Source organism: Aureispira sp. CCB-QB1 (genome assembly GCF_000724545.1).
Classification (GTDB): Bacteria; Bacteroidota; Bacteroidia; order Chitinophagales; family Saprospiraceae; genus Aureispira.
Genome location: NZ_JHBV01000023.1, coordinates 65,287 through 85,642, shown reverse-complemented (window position 1 = coordinate 85,642; position 20,356 = coordinate 65,287). Strand labels below are relative to the sequence as shown.

At 35.9% G+C, this 20,356-nt stretch carries 15 protein-coding genes; 9 read left to right on the top strand and 6 right to left on the bottom strand.

What is annotated here, in order from left to right; translation table 11 throughout:
- The first annotated feature begins 71 nt into the window (after window positions 1–71).
- The gene (locus tag CG11_RS11160; RefSeq protein WP_052596177.1) at window positions 72–869 is read left to right on the top strand and encodes a 3'-5' exonuclease; all 798 of its coding nucleotides are present in this window, start codon (window positions 72–74) and stop codon (window positions 867–869) included.
- 112 nt (window positions 870–981) lie between these two features.
- Window positions 982–1,458 (top strand): ASCH domain-containing protein, encoded by a 477-nt coding sequence (locus CG11_RS11155; protein ID WP_052596175.1) that lies wholly within the window; start codon window positions 982–984, stop codon window positions 1,456–1,458.
- 54 nt (window positions 1,459–1,512) lie between these two features.
- Here CG11_RS11155 and CG11_RS11150 read toward each other — a convergent pair whose 3' ends face one another.
- The 3 genes from CG11_RS11150 to CG11_RS11140 all read right to left on the bottom strand — a co-directional run bounded on the left by CG11_RS11150 (window position 1,513) and on the right by CG11_RS11140 (window position 4,984).
- Window positions 1,513–2,853, bottom strand: coding sequence for a DEAD/DEAH box helicase (locus tag CG11_RS11150; protein WP_052596174.1), 1,341 nt, complete (start codon window positions 2,851–2,853; stop codon window positions 1,513–1,515).
- A 51-nt stretch (window positions 2,854–2,904) separates the two neighbouring features.
- Window positions 2,905–3,609, bottom strand: a complete 705-nt coding sequence (locus CG11_RS11145) for an SH3 domain-containing protein (RefSeq protein ID WP_156039746.1) — start codon at window positions 3,607–3,609, stop codon at window positions 2,905–2,907.
- A gap of 448 nt (window positions 3,610–4,057) precedes the next feature.
- Window positions 4,058–4,984 carry a DUF2167 domain-containing protein gene (locus CG11_RS11140; RefSeq protein WP_052596170.1) on the bottom strand — a complete coding sequence of 309 codons (927 nt, stop codon included), beginning with the start codon at window positions 4,982–4,984 and terminating at the stop codon, window positions 4,058–4,060.
- 527 nt (window positions 4,985–5,511) lie between these two features.
- On the opposite strand from CG11_RS11140, the gene CG11_RS11135 reads away from it, so the two are divergent.
- On the top strand, window positions 5,512–6,090 hold the full coding sequence (locus CG11_RS11135) for a methyltransferase domain-containing protein (protein WP_052596169.1): 579 nt from the start codon (window positions 5,512–5,514) through the stop codon (window positions 6,088–6,090).
- 14 nt (window positions 6,091–6,104) lie between these two features.
- Window positions 6,105–6,686 carry a Crp/Fnr family transcriptional regulator gene (locus tag CG11_RS11130; RefSeq protein ID WP_052596167.1) on the top strand — a complete coding sequence of 194 codons (582 nt, stop codon included), beginning with the start codon at window positions 6,105–6,107 and terminating at the stop codon, window positions 6,684–6,686.
- Here the strand turns inward: CG11_RS11130 and CG11_RS11125 are convergent.
- On the bottom strand, window positions 6,676–10,221 hold the full coding sequence (locus CG11_RS11125; protein ID WP_063833085.1) for an SNF2-related protein: 3,546 nt from the start codon (window positions 10,219–10,221) through the stop codon (window positions 6,676–6,678). The genes CG11_RS11130 and CG11_RS11125 overlap by 11 nt on opposite strands.
- A 199-nt stretch (window positions 10,222–10,420) precedes the next feature.
- Between CG11_RS11125 and CG11_RS11120 the strand changes: the two genes are divergently transcribed.
- Complete coding sequence (locus CG11_RS11120; protein ID WP_052596163.1) at window positions 10,421–11,299, top strand: alpha/beta fold hydrolase; 879 nt, start codon at window positions 10,421–10,423, stop codon at window positions 11,297–11,299.
- A gap of 35 nt (window positions 11,300–11,334) precedes the next feature.
- Here the strand turns inward: CG11_RS11120 and CG11_RS11115 are convergent, their stop codons facing one another.
- Window positions 11,335–11,823, bottom strand: a complete 489-nt coding sequence (locus CG11_RS11115) for a GNAT family N-acetyltransferase (protein ID WP_052596161.1) — start codon at window positions 11,821–11,823, stop codon at window positions 11,335–11,337.
- Entirely contained in the window at window positions 11,792–15,553 is a 3,762-nt protein-coding gene (locus tag CG11_RS11110; RefSeq protein WP_197043825.1) for a DUF2339 domain-containing protein, read from the bottom strand. Before CG11_RS11110 ends, CG11_RS11115 begins: the two co-directional genes overlap by 32 nt.
- Before the next feature lie 573 nt (window positions 15,554–16,126).
- Between CG11_RS11110 and CG11_RS11105 the strand changes: the two genes are divergently transcribed.
- The 4 genes from CG11_RS11105 (at window position 16,127) to CG11_RS11090 (ending at window position 19,969) form a co-directional block, all read left to right on the top strand.
- Window positions 16,127–16,684 carry a glutathione peroxidase gene (locus CG11_RS11105; RefSeq protein ID WP_052596157.1) on the top strand — a complete coding sequence of 186 codons (558 nt, stop codon included), beginning with the start codon at window positions 16,127–16,129 and terminating at the stop codon, window positions 16,682–16,684.
- 329 nt (window positions 16,685–17,013) lie between these two features.
- Window positions 17,014–17,568 (top strand): glutathione peroxidase, encoded by a 555-nt coding sequence (locus tag CG11_RS11100; protein ID WP_052596155.1) that lies wholly within the window; start codon window positions 17,014–17,016, stop codon window positions 17,566–17,568.
- 206 nt (window positions 17,569–17,774) lie between these two features.
- Complete coding sequence (locus CG11_RS11095) at window positions 17,775–18,335, top strand: Crp/Fnr family transcriptional regulator (protein WP_052596153.1); 561 nt, start codon at window positions 17,775–17,777, stop codon at window positions 18,333–18,335.
- 203 nt (window positions 18,336–18,538) lie between these two features.
- The gene (locus CG11_RS11090) at window positions 18,539–19,969 is read left to right on the top strand and encodes an amidase (RefSeq protein WP_052596152.1); all 1,431 of its coding nucleotides are present in this window, start codon (window positions 18,539–18,541) and stop codon (window positions 19,967–19,969) included.
- The last annotated feature ends 387 nt before the right edge of the window (window positions 19,970–20,356 follow it).

Genomic DNA, 20,356 nt, shown 5'->3' with positions numbered 1-20,356 from the left:
AGTATGTTGTATCTCTTCATGTTGTTTACTATATAATACTCCGTTGGTTACTAATTTAAATAAAACTAATTATGAATTTTAATCTAGATAGAGACTTAGTCTTTTTCGATATAGAAGCTACAGGTGCAGATGTAGTGAGAGACAGAATCATGCAAATTGCAATGATTAAGTATCCCAAAGATGGTGGCACACCAATTGAAAAAAACATCTTAATGAACCCTCAGTATCCTATCAAACCTGACGCATTTAAAGTGCATGGAATTACGATTGATATGGTTCGCAACAAACCTACGTTCAAAGAATATGCAGTCGAACTAATGGAATTCTTAGAACATGCGGATTTGGCTGGATACAATTCCAAACGTTTTGATATCCCAATGCTGATAGAAGAATTTGGTCGTGTTGGAATGGAGTTTTCTATGAAAGGTCGCCGTCTAATTGACGCCATGCAAATTTTTTATAAAATGGAACCAAGAACGCTAAAAGCTGCTCTTAAGTTTTATTGTGGCAAAGAATTAGAAGATGCTCACGATGCAATGGCAGATACCAAAGCAACAGCAGATGTTTTTTGGGGACAAATTCAACGCTATGAAGGTGTCGACTATGTAGATAATGATGATAATGTTATTGCTGCGCCTATTAAAAATGACATGCAAGCCATTCACGATTTTATTTCAGATAACAGAAACGTAGATTTTACAGGTCGTTTTAGTAGAAATTCCGAAGGCATTATTATTTTTAACTTTGGAACCAACAAAGGGCAAGAAGCTTATAAAAATCCCCAAACTCTAAAGTGGATTATTAGCAAGGATTTTCCTGCTCAAGTAAAAAATATTGCTAAAGCCATTTTGAATGGTACGATGAAATAAATTGATAACAAACCTAGTTTACTAACAATCAAAGTAAGTAATACTGTTAAACATTATTCTTTTGAGCGACTCTCCATGAGGCATTCAAAAACTATTTTATTTAGATACTAACATGACAGATCAAATACACAAATCCGTTCCCGCTCTTTGGTTTTCTTTTGTAGCCGACAATATAGAAGAGCACAGCCACACCACTATGCCTGATTCTTTTTATTTAGGAATTAATAAAGAGCATGCAGATACTTGTGCTATGTTGATTAAAGCGGGTCTTAAAACAGCTTCTTCTGGAGCTTTAGCTTCTTACTTGCATTATCAAGTGCCGGTACCATCAGAGGGGGATTTGGCTATTATTACCAATTGGGACGGAGAAGCGCAATGCATTATTCGTACAACAGAGGTCAATATTGTCCCTTTTGATGAGATTACCGAAGACTATGCTGTCAAAGAAGGAGAAGGCGATCAAAGCTTGTCTTATTGGAAAAAAACACACTGGGATTTCTTTAGCAAAGATTTAGCTTCTTTTGGAGAAATTCCAGAAGAGGATATGATGGTTATTTGTGAAGAATTTGAAGTAATTTACCAATTGTAGTGATTCGTGGATTTTTTAGTTTTTGACAAATAACTAAAAAATCCACGAAGTTTGTTACTTCTTGCCTCCTCTACGCTTAGAATTGTATTTTTCCTGTTTTCGTGCAAAGCGTTTTTCTTGAGCACGGTTTACTTTGGTATTTTTAAGTTTTTTCTCGTGAAAAGCACCTTGAGATTGCTCTAAGATATTTGTTTCTGGAGCAGCATTTTTTTGTTTATAGGTCAAAATCTCGTCATCGATCAACTCTTCGGAAACGTCTACCTCATCAGGAAAAGGTAGGCATTCGATCTCTTGTCCCATTAAACTCTCAATCGCTTTTAAATAATCAGGTTCTTGAGTTAATTCAATTTTATTTACAAAGGTAATCGCCATTCCTTCTGCGTTTCCTCTAGCTGTCCGTCCTACTCGATGGATGTAATTTTCGGCTTCGTCTGGTGTGTCAAAGTTAATCACATGACTAACTTCTTGGAAATCGAGTCCACGAGCAATCAAATCAGTTGCAATTAGAATTCGGTGAGTGCCATTATCAAATTTTTCTACTGTTCGAAGGCGGTAATTTTGAGACTTATTGGAATGAATGACGCCTATTTGCTCTGGAAAATCAACATCCAAGATATCAAACAAAGCATCCGCTACTTTCTTTGTCGGGGCAAAAAGAAGTACCTTAACCCAAGATTTTTCTGTTGCCAACAAATGTTTTAATAAGTTCGTTTTAGTATTAAAATTCGGAACCCAATACATCTTTTGGACAATACCATCAGCCGAAGTTCCCGAAGCCGCAATTTCGATCTTCTGTGGATTTTCAAAAGCTGATTGAATCAACTTCTCCACCTCTTGAGTCAAAGTCGCTGAAAACAAAATATTTTGACGACGCTCTGGCAACAAATCCAAGATATCGTTCAATTGCTTTCTAAACCCCAAATTTAACATCTCATCGACCTCATCAATCACCAATTGTTTGATTGTTTTAAGTTTAACGGCTCGACTCAGCGCCAAATCGACCAAACGACCAGGAGTTGCCACTAAAATATCCATTCCTGTTGCCAATTCATCCTTCTGCGTGTTCATATTCACTCCTCCATAGGCACCTTTCGTACGCACAGACATGTATTGTGTTAACTTTTCAATTTCACCAACTACCTGCACCACCAGCTCTCTAGTTGGCACAACAATCAATACCCTTGGATGTTTTTGCTTTGAAAATTTTAGCTGCCTAAGAATTGGCAATAAATAAGCAAATGTTTTTCCTGTTCCTGTTTGGGCAATTCCAACAACATCCCTTCCAGACATAACAACTGGTAAAGCTTCCACTTGAATAGGCGTTGGTTCTACCAATTTTAGGTCCTCCAATGCATTGCGAAGTGGCGTATTTAGATTTAAATCATTAAAAGTCATCTTATTGTTTTGTTGAGTTACTTTCTGCAAAGATACAGTTCGAGAAGGCTATTAACAACCTAATGGCATAAAAAAGGAAATAATTTTCCATTCTCCTTTTATTTTTGCAACTGTCAACTCTCGACTCTCTATATTAGAACCATATTTTGCGGCAATATAACCAACCTTGCCATTTTTAAGTTTTATTTCCATCCATCCAATCCCATCAACCTCTTGGTAGGTTGTTTTTTTATGGGTATTACTATTACAATCACAAGCAAATACCTCGTAAGAAGCTTGACGGATGACCTTTGCATTAAGGCTAGGTTCCTCTCGGATATTCACTCGCTCTCCCAAAACAATCAGTTCGTTTTCTTCATCAATCTTTGTTTTAAAGGAGGGTGCTTGAAACCTTGGGATTCCATTTTTAATAATTCTGCTATCTATATGCCTGCTTTTGGTCATTCGTTTAAAACCAAACCGAAGTATCCATCGCAGTGCATTCCATGATTCAGCTGCATTGGCATCGTTCTCGAAATAAGATTTCATTACTTCTTCTTTGGAGCAACTTGAGGCATCATTATCACAAGCATATCCCCCTAATATAATATTATCCGCTAAGCATTTTTTGAAAGCTTCTTTATCTTCGGTCAAAATAGAAGCTTCTAACTTGTTTTTAAATATCCAGAAACTTTCATCCAAATAAGATTCGTCCTGAATAAGTTGTGCTTGAATTGAAAAGCTCCAAAAAAATAAGTATAGAAATAAGACTCTCATGTGATTATTCATTATCTAATATAACTAATCCTACTTACTTACCTTCTATTCTTTATAGATGTCAACTAGGATGTACCAACACCTTAAAATCTAACTTGGCGCATACAACGATTGATAAATAAGCAATTATAAAAAATGGTTCTTCTCAAAGATATTAAGAAGAACCATTTTTAAGTAATTATTGCAAGCTTAATACTCCGTTGATTATTATTCGCTACGCTCATGAGAGCGCAAGGCTAGTTCCCTCTGGTCATGAACTTGGGCTTTTGTGCTACTAGCACAAGCCTACTCGGCAAGCTTAGTTTTTTAGTTTTCCTACGAACCCGTAGGCGCACGAAGTAAACTAATACGATTTACTGCGTGAGCGCTTTGCTTTTAGTTTGCTGCGCTGCTACTGCGTGGTTTCAACGGAGTAATGAAACTACTATCTAATTTTTTATAAGTTTATTTAGGCTGCTTTATCTCCAAAAAATATTCGTTTAATACCAACAAACATTCCGACAATCCCCAAAGCAATAAACTTCCAAAACTTAACCAACAATGCAAAGAAGCCAGCTTTTGCCAGTACTTTTCCAGCAATTAAACCGCCTACTCCATAAGCCGCCACCTTATCTATGCTTGGATTAAAATCTGCATAAGTTTGCCCTTTTATAAAATTAACACTTGCTAGAATTTGATCTACATCGTTCTGAACAATTGGCAACACATCCATATCACCAATTACATTTAAATTTAAAAAGCCACCTCTACCCAAAATTCGAATGTTATAATTCAACGTGTTGATACCGCCTTCTTCCCTTCCAAATTTAAGTTCTTTTGCCCAGTGCAATTTTTTATTTTGTGCATCATAAAATGGCTCCGCAGCCCAGCCAACTAACTCAATTGCTTCATAGCCACGATTAACGCGACTTTGGCTTGCGATTCTTGTATCTTTTTGCATTTCCACCAACAAATCATCGTAATCTAAGTTTTTGGCTTCAGAATCCTCAATATACCCTTCGTCCGAATAGTCGATTTCAACACCGTAAGTCAAATTTAAACTCACAGGAGACATTGAGTCAGGAAACAGCATTCCCATATTGGGTTCTCCTGTAGATGGGTTCCCCCACAATTCTGTCAAAACATATTCTGTCTGCTCAGGATCCAAATACTTGTATCCATCAGGTACGTTTAAGACGGCTAAGTCTACTCCATTTTTAGATAAGGCAATTGTACCATATTGGTAAGTAAATGTTTGTGCAATGCTATCCATCATTTCAAGATAGGCTAAAATTTCTGCTTCTGTTACTTCATCCGAAGTCGTGGTATCATTGGTTTGTGCAATACCTGTGTTTAGGCATAGAGCTGCCCAAAAGAAAAGAATTAACTTTTTCATGGTTGTTGTTTTAAGGTTGGTTGAATTAATGGTTGTTATTCTAATATAGTAGCAACGCAGCTAACTATTGCTAATATTGATCGCAACATTTGTTATTGATGCTTTGCAATTCATCCAATATACGCAAATTAAAACGTTAAAGTTCCTTTTTAAAGCAACTTGTTCAACAATTCATTCAAAAGATAAAAGATAGAAAATAAAATTATGACGAATAAAAGACAAAAAAGATAAACCTTTGTACGTTAATAGCATTATAATAACTAAATAAAGAATTAGCGTTTTTTATAGTGCAAAGCATAATCATTCTGTTGGTTATGCTTTTTTTTGAGCGTTTTTTTTCATATTCGCCAGAACATTCAACATTTCTTTTATTTTAATACTAGGTATTCATTTTTTTGATAAAACTATCTCCAACTAATTACCATCCATAAAACACAACACAATCACAGTGTACCAAGCTGTGTGAGCTTACGTAATACAGCAAGTAACAAAGGAAGTAACCTAACTAACTACCAAATTATTATACGATGCTTAGTAAAGACTATTGGCAAAATCGCTACCAAGAAGACCGTACAGGCTGGGACGCTGGTCAAATCACCACACCGATTAAAGAATATTTTGACAACGTAGACCATAAGCAACTCAAGCTGTTGATTCCTGGGTGTGGCAATGCTCACGAAGCAGCTTATTTGTTTCAGCAAGGTTTTAAAAATATATATTTATGTGACTGGGCACAGGCTCCACTCGATTCCTTTGCAGCAGAACATCCAAACTTTCCCAAAGAACAATTGATTTGCGCCAATTTTTTTGATTTAGAATTAGGTGCGTTTGATGTTATAATAGAACAAACGTTTTTCTGTGCTATTGATCCTGCCTTACGTTCTAATTATGCCCAAAAAGCAGCCAGTTTGCTCAAGAATGGTGGCATTCTAGTTGGACTACTTTTTGGTAAAGAATTGGATTTAGAAGGACCACCCTTTGGAGGAACAAAAGCAGAGTACCTCACTTATTTTACACCTTACTTCTCCTCCATCCAAATGGAATCTTGTACAAATTCTATCCGCCCTCGTTTGGGTTCTGAACTATTTATTGAGTTGCGAAAGTAAACGTTTTTTTATCTATGGGTAATTATACCAATGTCCTAAAAAAATTTTGGAATCAAATACATCCCTTAAATAAGGAAGAAGAGCTGGCTTTTTTGACGGCTTGGAAAGAAGTACACTTTAAACGCAAGGAAATTATTACACAAGCAGGAGGAATAGAACGCTATGTCTATTTTGTGGTAAAAGGAGTGCAACACGCTTATTTTCTAAAAGATGGGAAAGCACACACCACCGCCTTTACTTATGCGCCTTCCTTTTCTGGAGTAGTTGATTCATTTTTAGCCCAACGACCAGCCAAAGTTAGCTTGGAATGTATTACGGATAGTGTGCTGCTTCGTATTCCTCATTACAAAGTGCAAGAATTGGTCGAAAAACACCGAGGTATCGAGACATTTTTCCGCAAAGGAACAGAAGGGCTTTTGATCGGTTTGATGGAACGGCATTATGAATTACTAGCCTTGGATATTGAAGAGCGTTTTAGAGTTTTTGTGCAGCGCAGCCCACATTTATTAAATATGATTCCACAAAAATACTTGGCATCTTATTTAAATATTCATCCCACTAATTTTAGCAAATTGATGGGGCGGATTAAGATATAAGATGCTCTAATCCTCCATCCAACTGCACCAATTCAGCCAACGCATCATCTGGCAAATCGCCCAACCATTGTTCCCCCAAATAAACCGAACGATCTGCCAATGCTTTTTTACTCTGAATCATAGCATCAATTTTTTCTTCCAATGTTCCTTTGGTAATAAAACGATATACCTGTACATTTTTTTTCTGACCAATGCGATAAGCTCGATCGGTTGCTTGTGCTTCTACCGCAGGATTCCACCACAAATCGTAATGAATTACATGATTTGCAGCGGTCAAATTTAAGCCTGTCCCTGCCGCCTTCAAGGACAAGACAAAAATAGTTTGTTGTTTGTCCTGTTGAAATGCCTCCACCATTTGATCTCGCTGTGTACGAGAACATCCCCCATGCAAATACATTGGCTCTTTCCCAAAACGCTCTTTTATCCATTTCAACATCAAGTTCCCCATTTTCCGATACTGTGTAAAAATAAGTGTCTTTTCTTGTTGGTATTGGATTCTAGACAACAAGTCCATTAAAACTTGCCCTTTGCCCGACTGTTCAGGACCACTCCCCCCTGTATTCATATATTGATAGGGGTGGTTGCACACCTGTTTTAAGCCCCCCATTAATTTTAAAATCAATCCTTGACGCTTCTTTTTATCGTCTTTAAACTTAGCTAAATCTCGTAACGTATCTTGAACAATTTTTTGATAAATTTCCGCTTGGATCCCTTGTAATTTTGCTTCATAATTTTGTTCCACTTTATCTGGCAAATCTTGAATAATAGACTGATCAGATTTGAGTCGACGCAAAATAAATGGAGCTGTTATTTTCCGAAAAGCATCCAAACGGTTTTGGTCGTTGTCTTTTTCGATTGGATCACTATAAGCAATTGTAAATTCAGCAATAGAGCCTAAATAATTGGGATTTACAAAATCCATAATCGACCAATATTCTGACAAGCGGTTCTCTACAGGAGTTCCACTCATGGCAATATTCAAATCTGCTTCAATCGATTTAACCGCCTCCGTTTGTGCTGTGTTGACATTCTTGATATTTTGTGCTTCATCAATAATCGTACAATACAAATTCAATTGATTGAACAGGGACAAATCTATTCGAGCGACACCATAAGTTGTAATAATAACATCTGCCTCTAAAGTCAGCCTTCGTTTTGCGCCATGGTAGGTTACTGCATTTAACAAGGGCGCAAATTTTTGAATTTCCTTCATCCAATTGGTCAACAAGGACGTTGGAACGATAACCAATACCTGCTTTTCATTCAAATACCCTTCCTCTTTAAATTTTAACAACAAAGTAATCACTTGCAACGTCTTGCCCAAGCCCATATCATCGGCAATCAAAGAGCCTAAATTTAGTTGTGCATTTTTATACATCCACGAATAGCCAACTTGCTGATAAGGGCGTAAGGTTGCTTGCAAGGTTTTAGGAGGTTCAATAATAGGATTATCTCGCAACGCTTCAAACAAAGCACGCACCTCATCACTAACCCTGACAGGGTACTCTTGCATAGATTGGCTTAAAACAGCTTGTACAATTTGATTGGCTGTAGCAACTGGAGGCTGTTCTAGTTGCTTTAAAATTTTTTGAAGTTCCTCCTTGTTTAAATGAATGTACTGTTCTTTGTGTTTGACCAAGCCCTCTTTTCCCTTCATTTTGTTGAGAAACTCCAAAGCATCCATCATTTCATCCCCTATGATAACTTTCCACTCTATTTCTAGCAATGTTTTAACATTCATAAAAGATTTCCCCTTTGTTTTTCCGCCCCCTTGCTTTCCGATATGAATGCCCAATCTAGGACGTGTCAACTGTTGCAATGCTTTGGGTAAAATCACGGCAATATTTAGCATTTTTAAAATCGGCAGAACATCGAAAAAGATTCCTGTAAACTCAGCAGTAGTATAGCTATCGGTACGGGTCTTTTGTTGTGATAACACCTGTTCTAAATCAGGATAATATGTCGCCAAGCGTTGCAATGATTTCAAAACCACAAAATGATATTCCTTAAACTTCTTGTGTTTTAAGAAATGCTCTAAATTGAATGCAGGAGCTGTCTTATCACCACGATTTTCGACTTGCAATTGAATATAAAAACTCCGTTCCTCTGCCTCTTGGTGCTCAAATACCTTCAAGACAGGCGCATACTGTTCTTGTCCTAAATAAAATGGCTGCAACCAATTTTGGATACTGGAAGGAATATTCTGTTCATTGGCAGCTTGAAAAGCTACGGGCATTCCACTAAAAAAGCAATACTCAATTTTTTTATCCAAAGAAGAAAATTCTGGAATCACTTCTGTAGCCGTCTGGATAAAATGAGATAAAAACAAGTGGCAAAGACTCAATATTTGACTCGTTGGTTTTAATGTTTTTAATTCGCCTTTTTCGACCAACAACAAATCAGATGGGCAAAGCTGTACTAACTGTTGTACTAAATTATAAATAGGCTTATTAATCGTATAAGCAGGGATCCATTGCACAAAACATCCTGATGCACAAGCTCTAAGCCTAGGAATAAAATTTTGCTCTTTTAATAATTTTAAACAAAATCGATACACGCTATGCAAGGCAATAAACGTATCCGCATACAAGGGCAATTCTGACAACGCTACTGTTTCTAAAACCCCAATACATTGCTCTAGTGCCTTATCTTGCACAAACAAAGGTTTATTCCCCTTGTCTTGCATCGCAAATAAGTTTATCAGTTGATGATTTTCATCAACAATTAATGCCAAGTCTTTTGTTTGCTTTAATTCTTGATGCCATCCCTCAAAGTCCTCCTTTTGATATTGTTTCTTTTTATAAGAACGATATGCCTTTTTCGTGCTATGACTTAATTTTTTCTTCCAATCATCTTGATAAAATAAAACTTGAGTGGGCAATAATTGGAGGTATTGTTTCCATTGGTGCTGAATGATAGAAAAATCAATAGACTCTACAACTTCCAAATTTGTTGTTTTAGATTTGTTTGTTGTGCTACAAGTCTTTGTCCAATCCTCTATTAAGGTAGGGTTTAGTCCTTTTTCTTGAAATGCTTGGGTCAAATCTAGACCTTGTAATTCAAACAGCAATAAAGGGTTTTGCTCTATCCTTCCTTTTAATCCCCATAATACCGCCAACAAATGCTTACAAGGTACTTTATCAGCAGTACAAGAACAAGCCATATTTACTTTTTTCAAGTCCTTGGGTAGAAAAGCAATTGGAGCCATTTCATCAAACTCAATTAGTTCTATTGGAAGTTGTTGATTTAGCAAGGAGGTTAAGACATGAATATTCGACTCGAAATAATCCAACCAAGCTTTTTTTTGAGTAGAAGAGAATGAAATAAATTGAATTTGTTGGTCATAATTTTTGGTCCCAAAACCTTCTACTGTCGCCTCGACAATCCCTTTGGAATTAAGATATAAAGAGCGTAGACCTCCATTTTCGGCATAAACTATTCCCTGCTGTAAGAGCTTAGCATCAACCGCTTTTAATAGTTCTTTTAACCAAGTATTACTCCATTCCGTATTACCATATTCTATATCATTCATCATAAAACAAATATAGTGTATTTCTCCTTATTTTGCTATTGCTACAAAGCAGACAACATATAAATCTTGGTATAGACCAATTATTACCATTTCAACATCAGCGACCTTTGAGTTATCAATATTAATTCATTTCATTTAGAATAAGTCTAAGGCGCACATTCACCACACTCAGCCTTAGTCAATTTCTATCAAAACTAATACTATGTCTATTGCCAATCAAATAAAAAAAGAAACCTGGTTTGATTCTAAAGCCTATCCTTTTAAAAGTCATTACCTAACTGTTAATGGACGAGCGATGCACTATGTTGACGAAGGACAAGGACCCGTTCTTTTGATGGTACATGGTACACCCGTTTGGTCTTTTTTGTACCGCAAAATGATTCAACATTTTTCTAAAACACATCGCTGTATTGTTCCCGATCATTTAGGCTTTGGCTTGTCCGAAAAATCAGAAGCTATTGATGGCAGTGCTCCTCAATTAGCGCAAAATTTAGTTGAATTTATCCAGCAATTGAAACTAAAAAACATTACATTGGTAGTGCATGATTTTGGTGGTCCAATTGGGTTGTCTTATGCAATAAAGCACCCCGAAAATGTTCAAAATATAGTCTTGATGAATACTTGGTTTTGGAAAACCAAAGATCAAGAAGCGGCTCAAAAAGTAGACAAAATACTACATAGTAGGCTTGGAAAGTTTTTGTATTTGAGACTCAATTTTTCGCCCAAGTTTTTAATTCCAAAATCCTTTTTTGATAAAACCAAACTATCCAAAGCAACACACCGACATTACACGCATTTATTTCGCAATAAAGCTGAACGTTGGGGCTTGCTAAAAATTGGCTATTCTCTTGTCGGAGCTTCGGATTGGTATGAAGCTCAATGGCAACAAATTGACCGCATCAAAGACAAACCATTCTTAGTGCTTTGGGGAACAAAAGATGCGTTCATTAGCACTCAATATTTAGATATTTGGAAAAAAACGCTCACCAATGCAACGGTAAAAACCTATGCCTGTGGTCATTTTTTGCAGGAAGAAAAGCCTCAAGAACTCATACAAGAGATGGAGCATTTTTTGGAGTAAAAAACGATAAAGAGCGGGTTAGTACGCACTCGCTCTTATTTTTCACTAAAGCTATTGGTATTGAAGGACTTTGATGTCAAATTTTTCTGAAAGCAAATACTATTCTTTATCCCCATATACTGCCCGTAATTAGGTGTAACTTGATATTCATTTTTTAAATAAAACTGAACCGCCTCTAGTTGTCGTTTCCCTGTTTCCAATACACAAGTGGGGTAATTGAGCTCTTGCGCCCATTTTTCCAACTCTTCAAGCACTTGGCTAGCAATTCCTTTTCCTCTCTGTGCCTTTTTGGTAAACATTCGTTTAATCTCCATTCGATCTTTATCAATCTCTTTTAAAGCACCGCAAGCTACCGGCTCTTTGTCAAGATAAGCAACGACTACTTGTCGTAGTGCATCTATTGTATTAAACTGTGCATAAAATGAATGTTCCTTCCCATCTTTTTCGGCTAAATATTCATCCAATAAATACACCAAATCTATAAAATCTTGGTTATCCGATTTTGTCCGTATCAGTTGAATCATCCTCTTCTGTTTTCTTAAAATTTTTTGTATTTATTGTTTCAACAGGTTTGTTTTTATTGTTGTATTGAATTAAGAAATAAGCTGCTAATAAACAAATTATTCCAACAATGATAAAGACAATAATCTTCATAATGGTATCCGCGTCTTTCATATCAACAAAAAACAGCTTCAGCATTGCAATTCCAAACAAAGGAATATAAACTTTATTTAGGTGCGCAAAATTGGATTGTAAACCATTAAACACCAAAGCAATTCCGTGTACAAATAAAACGATTGTTAAAGCAAGGCTTGCTGGGTTTCCTGTTATAAAACACAAAAAAGTAGTATAAGAAAGTACATTTAACAAATGCAACACAACAGCTTCCATTCTCCAAACTGCACTTTGCTGATCGCCATTGTAAGGAATCTCTGCTTTGTAAATCATTCTATGTGACCATGCTAAAACGCCTCCTAATAATACAAACCCAATCAAAAACTTAGATGAAAAACTTTCTCCATTACTTGTATATAAAAACAATACGATAGATGCTATAAAAGAAATGCCCCATGCCAATCGATAAGCAACAGATAGCGTTCTTTTAATTGGTGCTAGTTGGTGCCCTAAATTCACCATTGTCAATAGAACCAATGCCGTCAATTGCATCACTGAAAAAGCATCATCACCAGTATCATTAAAAGCTATATAGTAAATCAATCCTGTTGATACAGCAAAAAAGTAAGGCAAAACTAAATAGAGCCCTAAATAATCTAGCTTTTCAAAGGCCGCTTCTTTCCATGCTTTTTTATAGAACCCAATTCCTAATAACAATACATTTCCTAACAACAAAGGACCAATTTCAAATGCCCCAAAGGATAAAAACATGGAAACGGCTACCAAGCCCAAAAATTCTACTAAAACCAGTTTGCTCTTTGTAAATTCTGCCAATACAAAAGCAAGCCCAGTTGCTACCCAAAAGCCATATAAAATATAGCTAGGCAATCCATGATGAATGCTATCTATTAAAGCAATCGGCAGGATCAAATAAAAAACTTCTCTTGCTCTTTTTGCCAAGGCATGTTTGTAAGTAGCAGCTTCTGTAAGCACTTTTTCATAAAATAATTGCAAAAACCATAGTACAAATAGAATTTCTACCATTGCCAACTGACCATACAAAAGCTGGTCTGAAAAATGACGAGATCCTACGGCATCCATAGAGTGTAAAGCAGTAAACGCTAATACAAGGACTTGCAATATTCCTAACACTTCTGCCAAGTAGAGTTTGCGATAATTATTCCAAATCAACAATGCAAACATTGGAATTAGTGCTAGATTATAAGCATAGTTTTCAAAGTAAAAATAACTTGTAATATAAAATACAAATAGCCCCCACACTGATAAAACCTCATTGAGTACTAAGGGTACCTTTTGTTCGTCATTTTCTAGTACCGCTTCTTGTTTTTTGAGCAAAACAGAAACAACAATTAAGACAATGCCAATACTCCATAGGTTGATGTATCCTGATGTAAATAATATTCCAACTTCTCGTTGCGGCATTGAATACCAATCTAAGTTGAAAAACATATTTGCTAGACCGCCTAACAAGATAAAATAAGCCAAACGGCGAACACTGGTCAGTTTAAGTATCAACCCTCCTCCCAGAAGTACAATCCCTTGTAGTGCCCACAGTAAACCTCTGTATTGCACTCCAAAGTAAGCAGGAATTGCAGCTGCTACAAAAGCACTGGAAACACCAACTAGAATAGATTTTTGTTGCTCGGTCCATTTTTCATAAAAAACAACTGTTATCAATACAAATGGCAACATATTGAGCAAATAAGCTATACTTAAAGTAGCATATGCTTCTTGTTGCTGTCCATAAACAAAATACAAACTCATCATCATGGCTGCTTGTGCTCCAATCAATATGATAAGATCAATAGCACTTTGTTCTTTTTTGGGGGCGAAGCCATCGAACAAACTAATATAGGCATACATATATGCAAAAGCATGAAAGAGCAACAAGTACATGATATCTGACAAGCCCTTGGCATCTGCATAATTAAAATAAGTAGAGCTTCCTAAAATTAAGGTTACCAATAAAAAAGATATAAAATTAAGCGTTTCCCATCCCAAGCGTTTGGCGGAATAGGCAGAAGCGGCACAAAGCAACCACAAATACGCAAAATAAATGTGTGTATTTTCTCCTGTTGATTGTAAATAACTTGGTGCCAGTGCTCCTCCTGACAAGGCTAATAAGGCTATAATTTTGGATTCATATCGCAACGACAATACGATAGAAACGGATGTGTTTAAAAAGATGAGCAAAAAGCCAATGGTTGAACTAATTAAAGGAGGATCGGCTGATAGAAAGTAGATAAATAAATAATTTAGAGACAAACCTAACCCCATCAGGGCTTGTCCAAACTCTACAAATTTTTTGTCTTTCTTTATTAATCGCCCTCCGATCCCAATTGCCGCACAAGAACAAATTAAACCAAAACCAACTTTAATTTGGGTTAGATAATCCCCAAAATAAGTCACCGCAGAATATTGAGCCAAAAAGCCAAAACCAAACAATAAAGTTACAATTCCCGCCACTGTCAAAAAAAACAGAGAAAGTTTGCCTTCCGTTTTGTATTCGTCGTATTTTTCCTCAATGAATGCAATTCCACTAATGAGTGGCGCAAAGAACTGTTCCAGAGCAGTTGGACCTTCCTTTTTTGGGGCAACCGTTTTCACAGCAATAGGCGATTGTTGTTGAACAGTTTTAGCAGTAGAGGTAATAGAAAAACTACTGGTTGCGACTTCTTTTTCTTTTGTTTCTTCAACAGTCTCAATATCCAAACGAGCTGTTATTATCCCCCGTTTTAGCATGGTTAATTCTTTCTTCAAGTGCACCTCTTTTTCAGCCAAATACTTAAATCGGATGCTATCTTGGGTAATTTGCGCTCGCTGCTTAGCGCTCCAAATTGAAGCCAGCTCTTGTTCGACCTCAAAAATCAAGTTTTTATTCACAACAAGCTCCTCTTCCCTTGGCGACTCTACTTGGGGAGTCTTTTTTTCTTCCTGCTCTTTTCTGCCATAAGTCTCTTGCAACTGTAAATTTTTAAGCCGTTGCTCAAAATCTTTTTCGGCTGCCAGCAAAGCTTCCAGTTTTTTTAAGTCGCGATTGAGATTAGCTAGTTCTTTCTGAATAGCTATTTGATTCAATGCCTTTTGCACACCATCTATTGTGTTGGGGTAAGACTGTAAGAAAGGCATTTGAGTAGGCTTAGGCTCTACGATAGGAGTTGTTTTGGTTTGAGGTTCTAAATTACTTTCTGGAGATTGCTCCAAACGTTGTATTCGTTTTTCGATCTTTTTTGCTACAAAGTTCAAATCTGCCAAACGTGCGCTATCCGATTTTTCCTGAGCAATTTTTTGGGCGCTAACTACTTCTTTTAGCAATCCTTTTAAAGCATCTAAATCACTCGGTAACACTTTAGGAACCTCAAAAATATTATTGGACTTTTCATCTAATCTTTTCTTTTCTGCAACTTGTTTAGCGCTTGCACTATAGTTTTCTTCAACATATACCAAACGTTTTTCAAGTTGTTGTACTTTCTCCAATAAAGCAACAATTGATAAGGTCAGACCATTTTCTAACTGGAATGTGCTAGTCAGATTTAACGTTAGTTCTTTAGTACACGAGGTGCAATTTTCATTGGTAGTATCATTTATAGTACTACAAGTAGGGCAAACAATTTTCATTGGCATAGTTTATCTATCTGCAATAGTCGATCAATCTTACCCGATTAACAATACTCAATTAAAGTTAGTGTTATTAAGTAATTCATCAACTGTTGCATAAAATATAGCAAGGTTATTCTCACTCTTACAAAGTAGCTATTTTTTCATAAACTATAGATACTTAAGTACTAGTATTTTAAATAGATGTTTAAATTAAAAAGTCGTTATTTGAAATTTAGACGATTAAAAACCATCTAAATAGGCAGTAATTATTGCAATATTTTTTCATAAAAAAATGTTTTTTTTCATAAACCATTTAGAGCTTTTTTAGTTATAAAAATAGAAGCACTTTACTTTGAATAACAAATAAGTATACCTTCAAAAAGTAAAATATTATTAAAAATTCAAATAAACATATTTAATCTAGAGTAGTTAGTTGCACGCTTATTGTATGATTGTTGATTCGCTTTGCTACGCTCTGCGGTCATAAACTCACACAGCTCAGTTCATTGCTACTGCGTGATAGTTCCCAGTGCTACTACATCGTTTCAACAAACGATTGTGTTTATTTTTCCTATTTAAAATCCAAAAATTATGAAATTATTAATGCTGATTCCCCTAGCTCTAAGCATTTTATTAATGAGCAATAGTCCTAAATCCGAATCCGTCTATGACTTTGAAGTACACGATATTATTGGAAATGAAGTTTCTATGTCTAGGTACAAAGGCAAGGTACTACTCATTGTCAATGTAGCTTCTAAATGTGGTTTTACCAATCAATATAAAGATTTGCAAGCTCTGTACGAAGAATATCAAGACGATGACTTTGTTGTTTTGGGGTTTCCTGCCAACAATTTTATGAATCAAGAACCAGGCACTAACGAAGAAATCAACCGCTTTTGCACGAGCAAATTTGGAGTTACTTTTCCGATGTTCTCTAAAATTTCGGTCAAAGGAAAAGAAATGCATCCATTGTATGAATACTTGACCAACAAAAAGAAGAATGGACGTGCTCAAGATCCCGTTCGTTGGAATTTTCAAAAATTCTTAGTAGGTCGTAATGGAAAAGTAATCCGTTCTTTTCGACCAGCAGAACGTGTAAACGACAAGTTGATAAAAAAGGCTATTAGAAAACATGTCAAGGGAATCTAATTTTTTTCATAAAATGCACAGGGTGAGTCATAAAAGTAAAATTTAATCATTAAGTTTAAGGATCATATTTCGTGGATTTATTTGCGTTGCTATTTCAAAACAAAAAAATCTATATAAAATCCTGATTGTCAACATTTAAAAAACTTTAACACATAGAATCATTCTATTGACAATCAACCATATAGTTCTCATAAAGCAGTACATAGTAGCAACGTAGTTCGATTGATACGATTTTATCTCGAAATATTGAGAACAATTATTGATTAAGAAAGGTTATTACCGCACAGTAACCTTAAAACAGTCCTACTTTTTACAAAAAAAAATACAATATGAAAGTTTTATTTGCAGCCTTATTCGTTAGCTTATTATTTAGTAGTAGTGCGCCGAAGCCAAACGATATTTATGATATCAAAGTAAAGGATATTATTGGAAATAATGTATCAATGGACCGATACAAAGGTAAAGTTCTACTGATCGTTAATGTTGCCTCCAAATGCAGCAACACTTACCAATATGAAGACTTACAAGCATTATATGAAGAATACCAAGATGATGACTTTGTTGTTTTAGGTTTTCCTGCTAATAATTTTATGAATCAAGAACCTGGCAGCAACGAGGAAATCAATCGTTTTTGTACAAGCAAATATGGGGTAACATTTCCGATGTTTTCGAAAATTTCGGTCAAAGGCAAGAACATGCACCCACTTTATAAATACTTAACTAATAAGAAAGAAAATGGTCGTATAGATGCACCTATTAAATGGAATTTTCAAAAATTCTTGATTGGTAAAGATGGTAAAGTAATCAAATCGTTCAAACCAACCGATCGAGTCAATGATAAACTCATCAAACGTGCTATTCGCAAGCAAGTAAAAGGCGAATAAAATTTATTAAGTAAGAGGTCAGAAAAAATAAGGCTGTTTTGGCTGCGCTGCTACTGCGTGGCACTTGCTATTTTTTTTGAACGATACTTATTCTCAAAAATTGATACGCACTGTCTATTCAATTATATTTGCATTTGCAAAGTTCTTTTAATAGACAGTGCTTGTCAATTATACACTCCTTATTCTTATTATTTTCTACTCCATCCATGATACCAAAACAATTTCAAAGTATAGATCCGTTTGTTTTAAATCACTTGATTAACGATTTTAGGAGCATTACTACTATAAAGTCCTTCCCAAAACATTTCTTACTACATGAAGAAGGAACTATTTGTAATGAATTGTTTTTTATCGAAAAAGGAATTGCTCGTTCTTATTACCACAAAGATGGAAAAGACATTACAGCACATTTTGCGCTCGAAAACGAAGCAATTACAGCTATAGACAGCTTTATTCAACGCAAAAAAAGCCGTTATAATATTGAAATTTTAGAAGAAGCTGTCATCTATTCTATGACCCACCAAGCTATTGATCAATTGTTAGCTCTAAACCCTCAATATGAAAAATTTATTCGATTGTTTTTAGAACATATTTACATCGATCTTGCCGAACGAATAGAGGACTTATTGTTCTATAATGCCAAAGAACGTTACGATAATCTAATGCAAAAAAATCCTAGTCTTGATCAACGAGTTAACCTTGGGCACATTGCTTCTTATATTGGTGTCACGCAAGAAACACTCAGCAGAATACGGGCTTCTAAATAATATTATGCCGTGCAACAACAAACCATCTTTCCTTTTTTGACATTTGTCAAATAGATTTTCTTACACATCTTGTTTCTTTGTTGAAAGACAATTAAGTAACGCATCCATTATAGCAAGTAAATAAGTTTTTTAATCTCATAACTTTCTCTTCCTACAAAGATGCTTTTGCAAATGGTTGCCTCACAACCACTAATTCTTTTCAGATGAACAAAGAAATTTTATCTTGGTCGACTCAACAACTTGCATTCAATATTAGACAACAACAAGTCTCTATTCTTGATGTTGTTACGTGTTATTTGAATCAAATCGAGCAGCTCAACCCAAACATCAATGCCATTTGCCACTTACGAAGTAGGGCAAGTATCCTAAAAGAAGCCAAAAAAAAGGATGCACAACTCAAAAATGGCACAGCCAAAGGGTTGCTTTTTGGCATCCCAATTGCCATTAAAGAAAGCTTTCTAACCAAAGGTTTTCGGGTAAGTAATGGCGACCCTTTATTACGAAACTACGTTGCCACAGAAGATGCCGAGTTAGTAAAACGCATCAAAGATGCGGGTGCTATTATTCTAGGAATGACCAATGTCCCTCTATTTTGTATCGACTGGCAAAGCACCAATTTTTGGAATGGGACAACCAATAACCCTCATGATTTAACTAGAGTAGCAGGAGGAAGCTCTGGGGGTTCTTCGGCGGCTGTTGCTGCTCAATTTTGCCCTATCTCTATTGGCTCAGATGCGGGAGGTTCTATTCGTGTTCCTGCTCATTTTTGCGGCATTTGTGGATTGCGACCAACGGAGGGATTGCTCTCAAATAAAGGGCATCTTAAAAACCCCAATAAACCACAAGGTAGAAGACATATTGTTGTCCCTGGTCCTTTTGCGCGACAAGTAGAAGATTTAAAATTGTTTATGCAAGTACTCAGCAATCACAAAGAATATCCCTTGCCTGACATTCCACCAGTAGATCTCCATCAAAGTGCTTGGCAAGGGCAAACATTAAATATTGCCATTTCAGAGTCTATTAATGACATACCTATAGATGAGGAATATTTGAGTATTTTTAGACTATTTGTACAGCAGCTACAAAACACCCAACATCACATCCACTACGATCAGCCTATTTATGATGAACAATCAGCCTACCTAAACTGTAGCAAAATTATTGGTTATGAAATGGGTATGAACAGCCCTCAAATTCCTTTTATGAGTGTATGGATGTATTTATTTATTCTGCTAAAATATCGAGACCACCTTTGGGCAAAAGGAATGCGTCAAGGCTTGAAGTTGTCTAACTTAGAGTATGCCAAAGCCATGGACCAAAAAGACACTTTTTCTAGCATTTACCATAATTTTTTAACAAAGTATGATATATGGATTACACCTGTTTGTGCCATAGAAGCATACCAACACCAACGGGCTGGCATTCCCTTCTCTGTCAATGGACAAAAAGTACCGTACACAAAGGCGATTGCTTCTTATACCTTTACAACTGCTTATTCAGGGCATCCTATTTTAGTTATCCCCATTGGAAAAAAGAAAAATGGCTTGCCTGTTGGCATTCAAATTCATGCAAAAAAGTGGTCTGATCAACGCTTGTTAGACATCGGTCAACATTTGGAAAAGTTAATTGAATAGGCTCCTTTCTAACAAAACATAGTTTGATATAACTTTGAAAGAAAGAAGATATTAAAAAAATCTCAACTTGGTCTAAACATTTTATGGTTCTAAAAGTTATGGTTTGGAATATTGATTGTATTTACTCTGTCAACAATTATTTCATATTATTGATATTCGTAGTTCGTTGATTATTCCCTGCGGTCATGAGGTCGCAAGCTTAGTTAGCTTCGCTGCTACTGCGTGGTACTTCGTGAGTGCTGCGCAGTTGATAATCAAAATTTTAACACAAAATATAATAAGTTCGCAACGCATTGATCATCAAACTAATAAAGTTTTTCAACGACCACGCAGTAGCAGCGCAGCTAACTATTGTGATATAAAACTTATGTGAATAACCGTTATTAT

What these genes read in the sequence shown, in the direction of transcription:
- CG11_RS11145 (WP_156039746.1), bottom strand. Translation starts at nt 3,609, where the DNA reads ATGAGAGTCTTATTTCTATACTTATTTTTTTGGAGCTTTTCAATTCAA.
- CG11_RS11160 (WP_052596177.1), top strand. Translation starts at nt 72, where the DNA reads ATGAATTTTAATCTAGATAGAGACTTAGTCTTTTTCGATATAGAAGCT.
- CG11_RS11135 (WP_052596169.1), top strand. Translation starts at nt 5,512, where the DNA reads ATGCTTAGTAAAGACTATTGGCAAAATCGCTACCAAGAAGACCGTACA.
- CG11_RS11125 (WP_063833085.1), bottom strand. Translation starts at nt 10,221, where the DNA reads ATGATGAATGATATAGAATATGGTAATACGGAATGGAGTAATACTTGG.
- CG11_RS11095 (WP_052596153.1), top strand. Translation starts at nt 17,775, where the DNA reads ATGATACCAAAACAATTTCAAAGTATAGATCCGTTTGTTTTAAATCAC.
- CG11_RS11105 (WP_052596157.1), top strand. Translation starts at nt 16,127, where the DNA reads ATGAAATTATTAATGCTGATTCCCCTAGCTCTAAGCATTTTATTAATG.
- CG11_RS11100 (WP_052596155.1), top strand. Translation starts at nt 17,014, where the DNA reads ATGAAAGTTTTATTTGCAGCCTTATTCGTTAGCTTATTATTTAGTAGT.
- CG11_RS11140 (WP_052596170.1), bottom strand. Translation starts at nt 4,984, where the DNA reads ATGAAAAAGTTAATTCTTTTCTTTTGGGCAGCTCTATGCCTAAACACA.
- CG11_RS11120 (WP_052596163.1), top strand. Translation starts at nt 10,421, where the DNA reads ATGTCTATTGCCAATCAAATAAAAAAAGAAACCTGGTTTGATTCTAAA.
- CG11_RS11130 (WP_052596167.1), top strand. Translation starts at nt 6,105, where the DNA reads ATGGGTAATTATACCAATGTCCTAAAAAAATTTTGGAATCAAATACAT.
- CG11_RS11090 (WP_052596152.1), top strand. Translation starts at nt 18,539, where the DNA reads ATGAACAAAGAAATTTTATCTTGGTCGACTCAACAACTTGCATTCAAT.
- CG11_RS11110 (WP_197043825.1), bottom strand. Translation starts at nt 15,553, where the DNA reads ATGAAAATTGTTTGCCCTACTTGTAGTACTATAAATGATACTACCAAT.
- CG11_RS11150 (WP_052596174.1), bottom strand. Translation starts at nt 2,853, where the DNA reads ATGACTTTTAATGATTTAAATCTAAATACGCCACTTCGCAATGCATTG.
- CG11_RS11155 (WP_052596175.1), top strand. Translation starts at nt 982, where the DNA reads ATGACAGATCAAATACACAAATCCGTTCCCGCTCTTTGGTTTTCTTTT.
- CG11_RS11115 (WP_052596161.1), bottom strand. Translation starts at nt 11,823, where the DNA reads ATGATTCAACTGATACGGACAAAATCGGATAACCAAGATTTTATAGAT.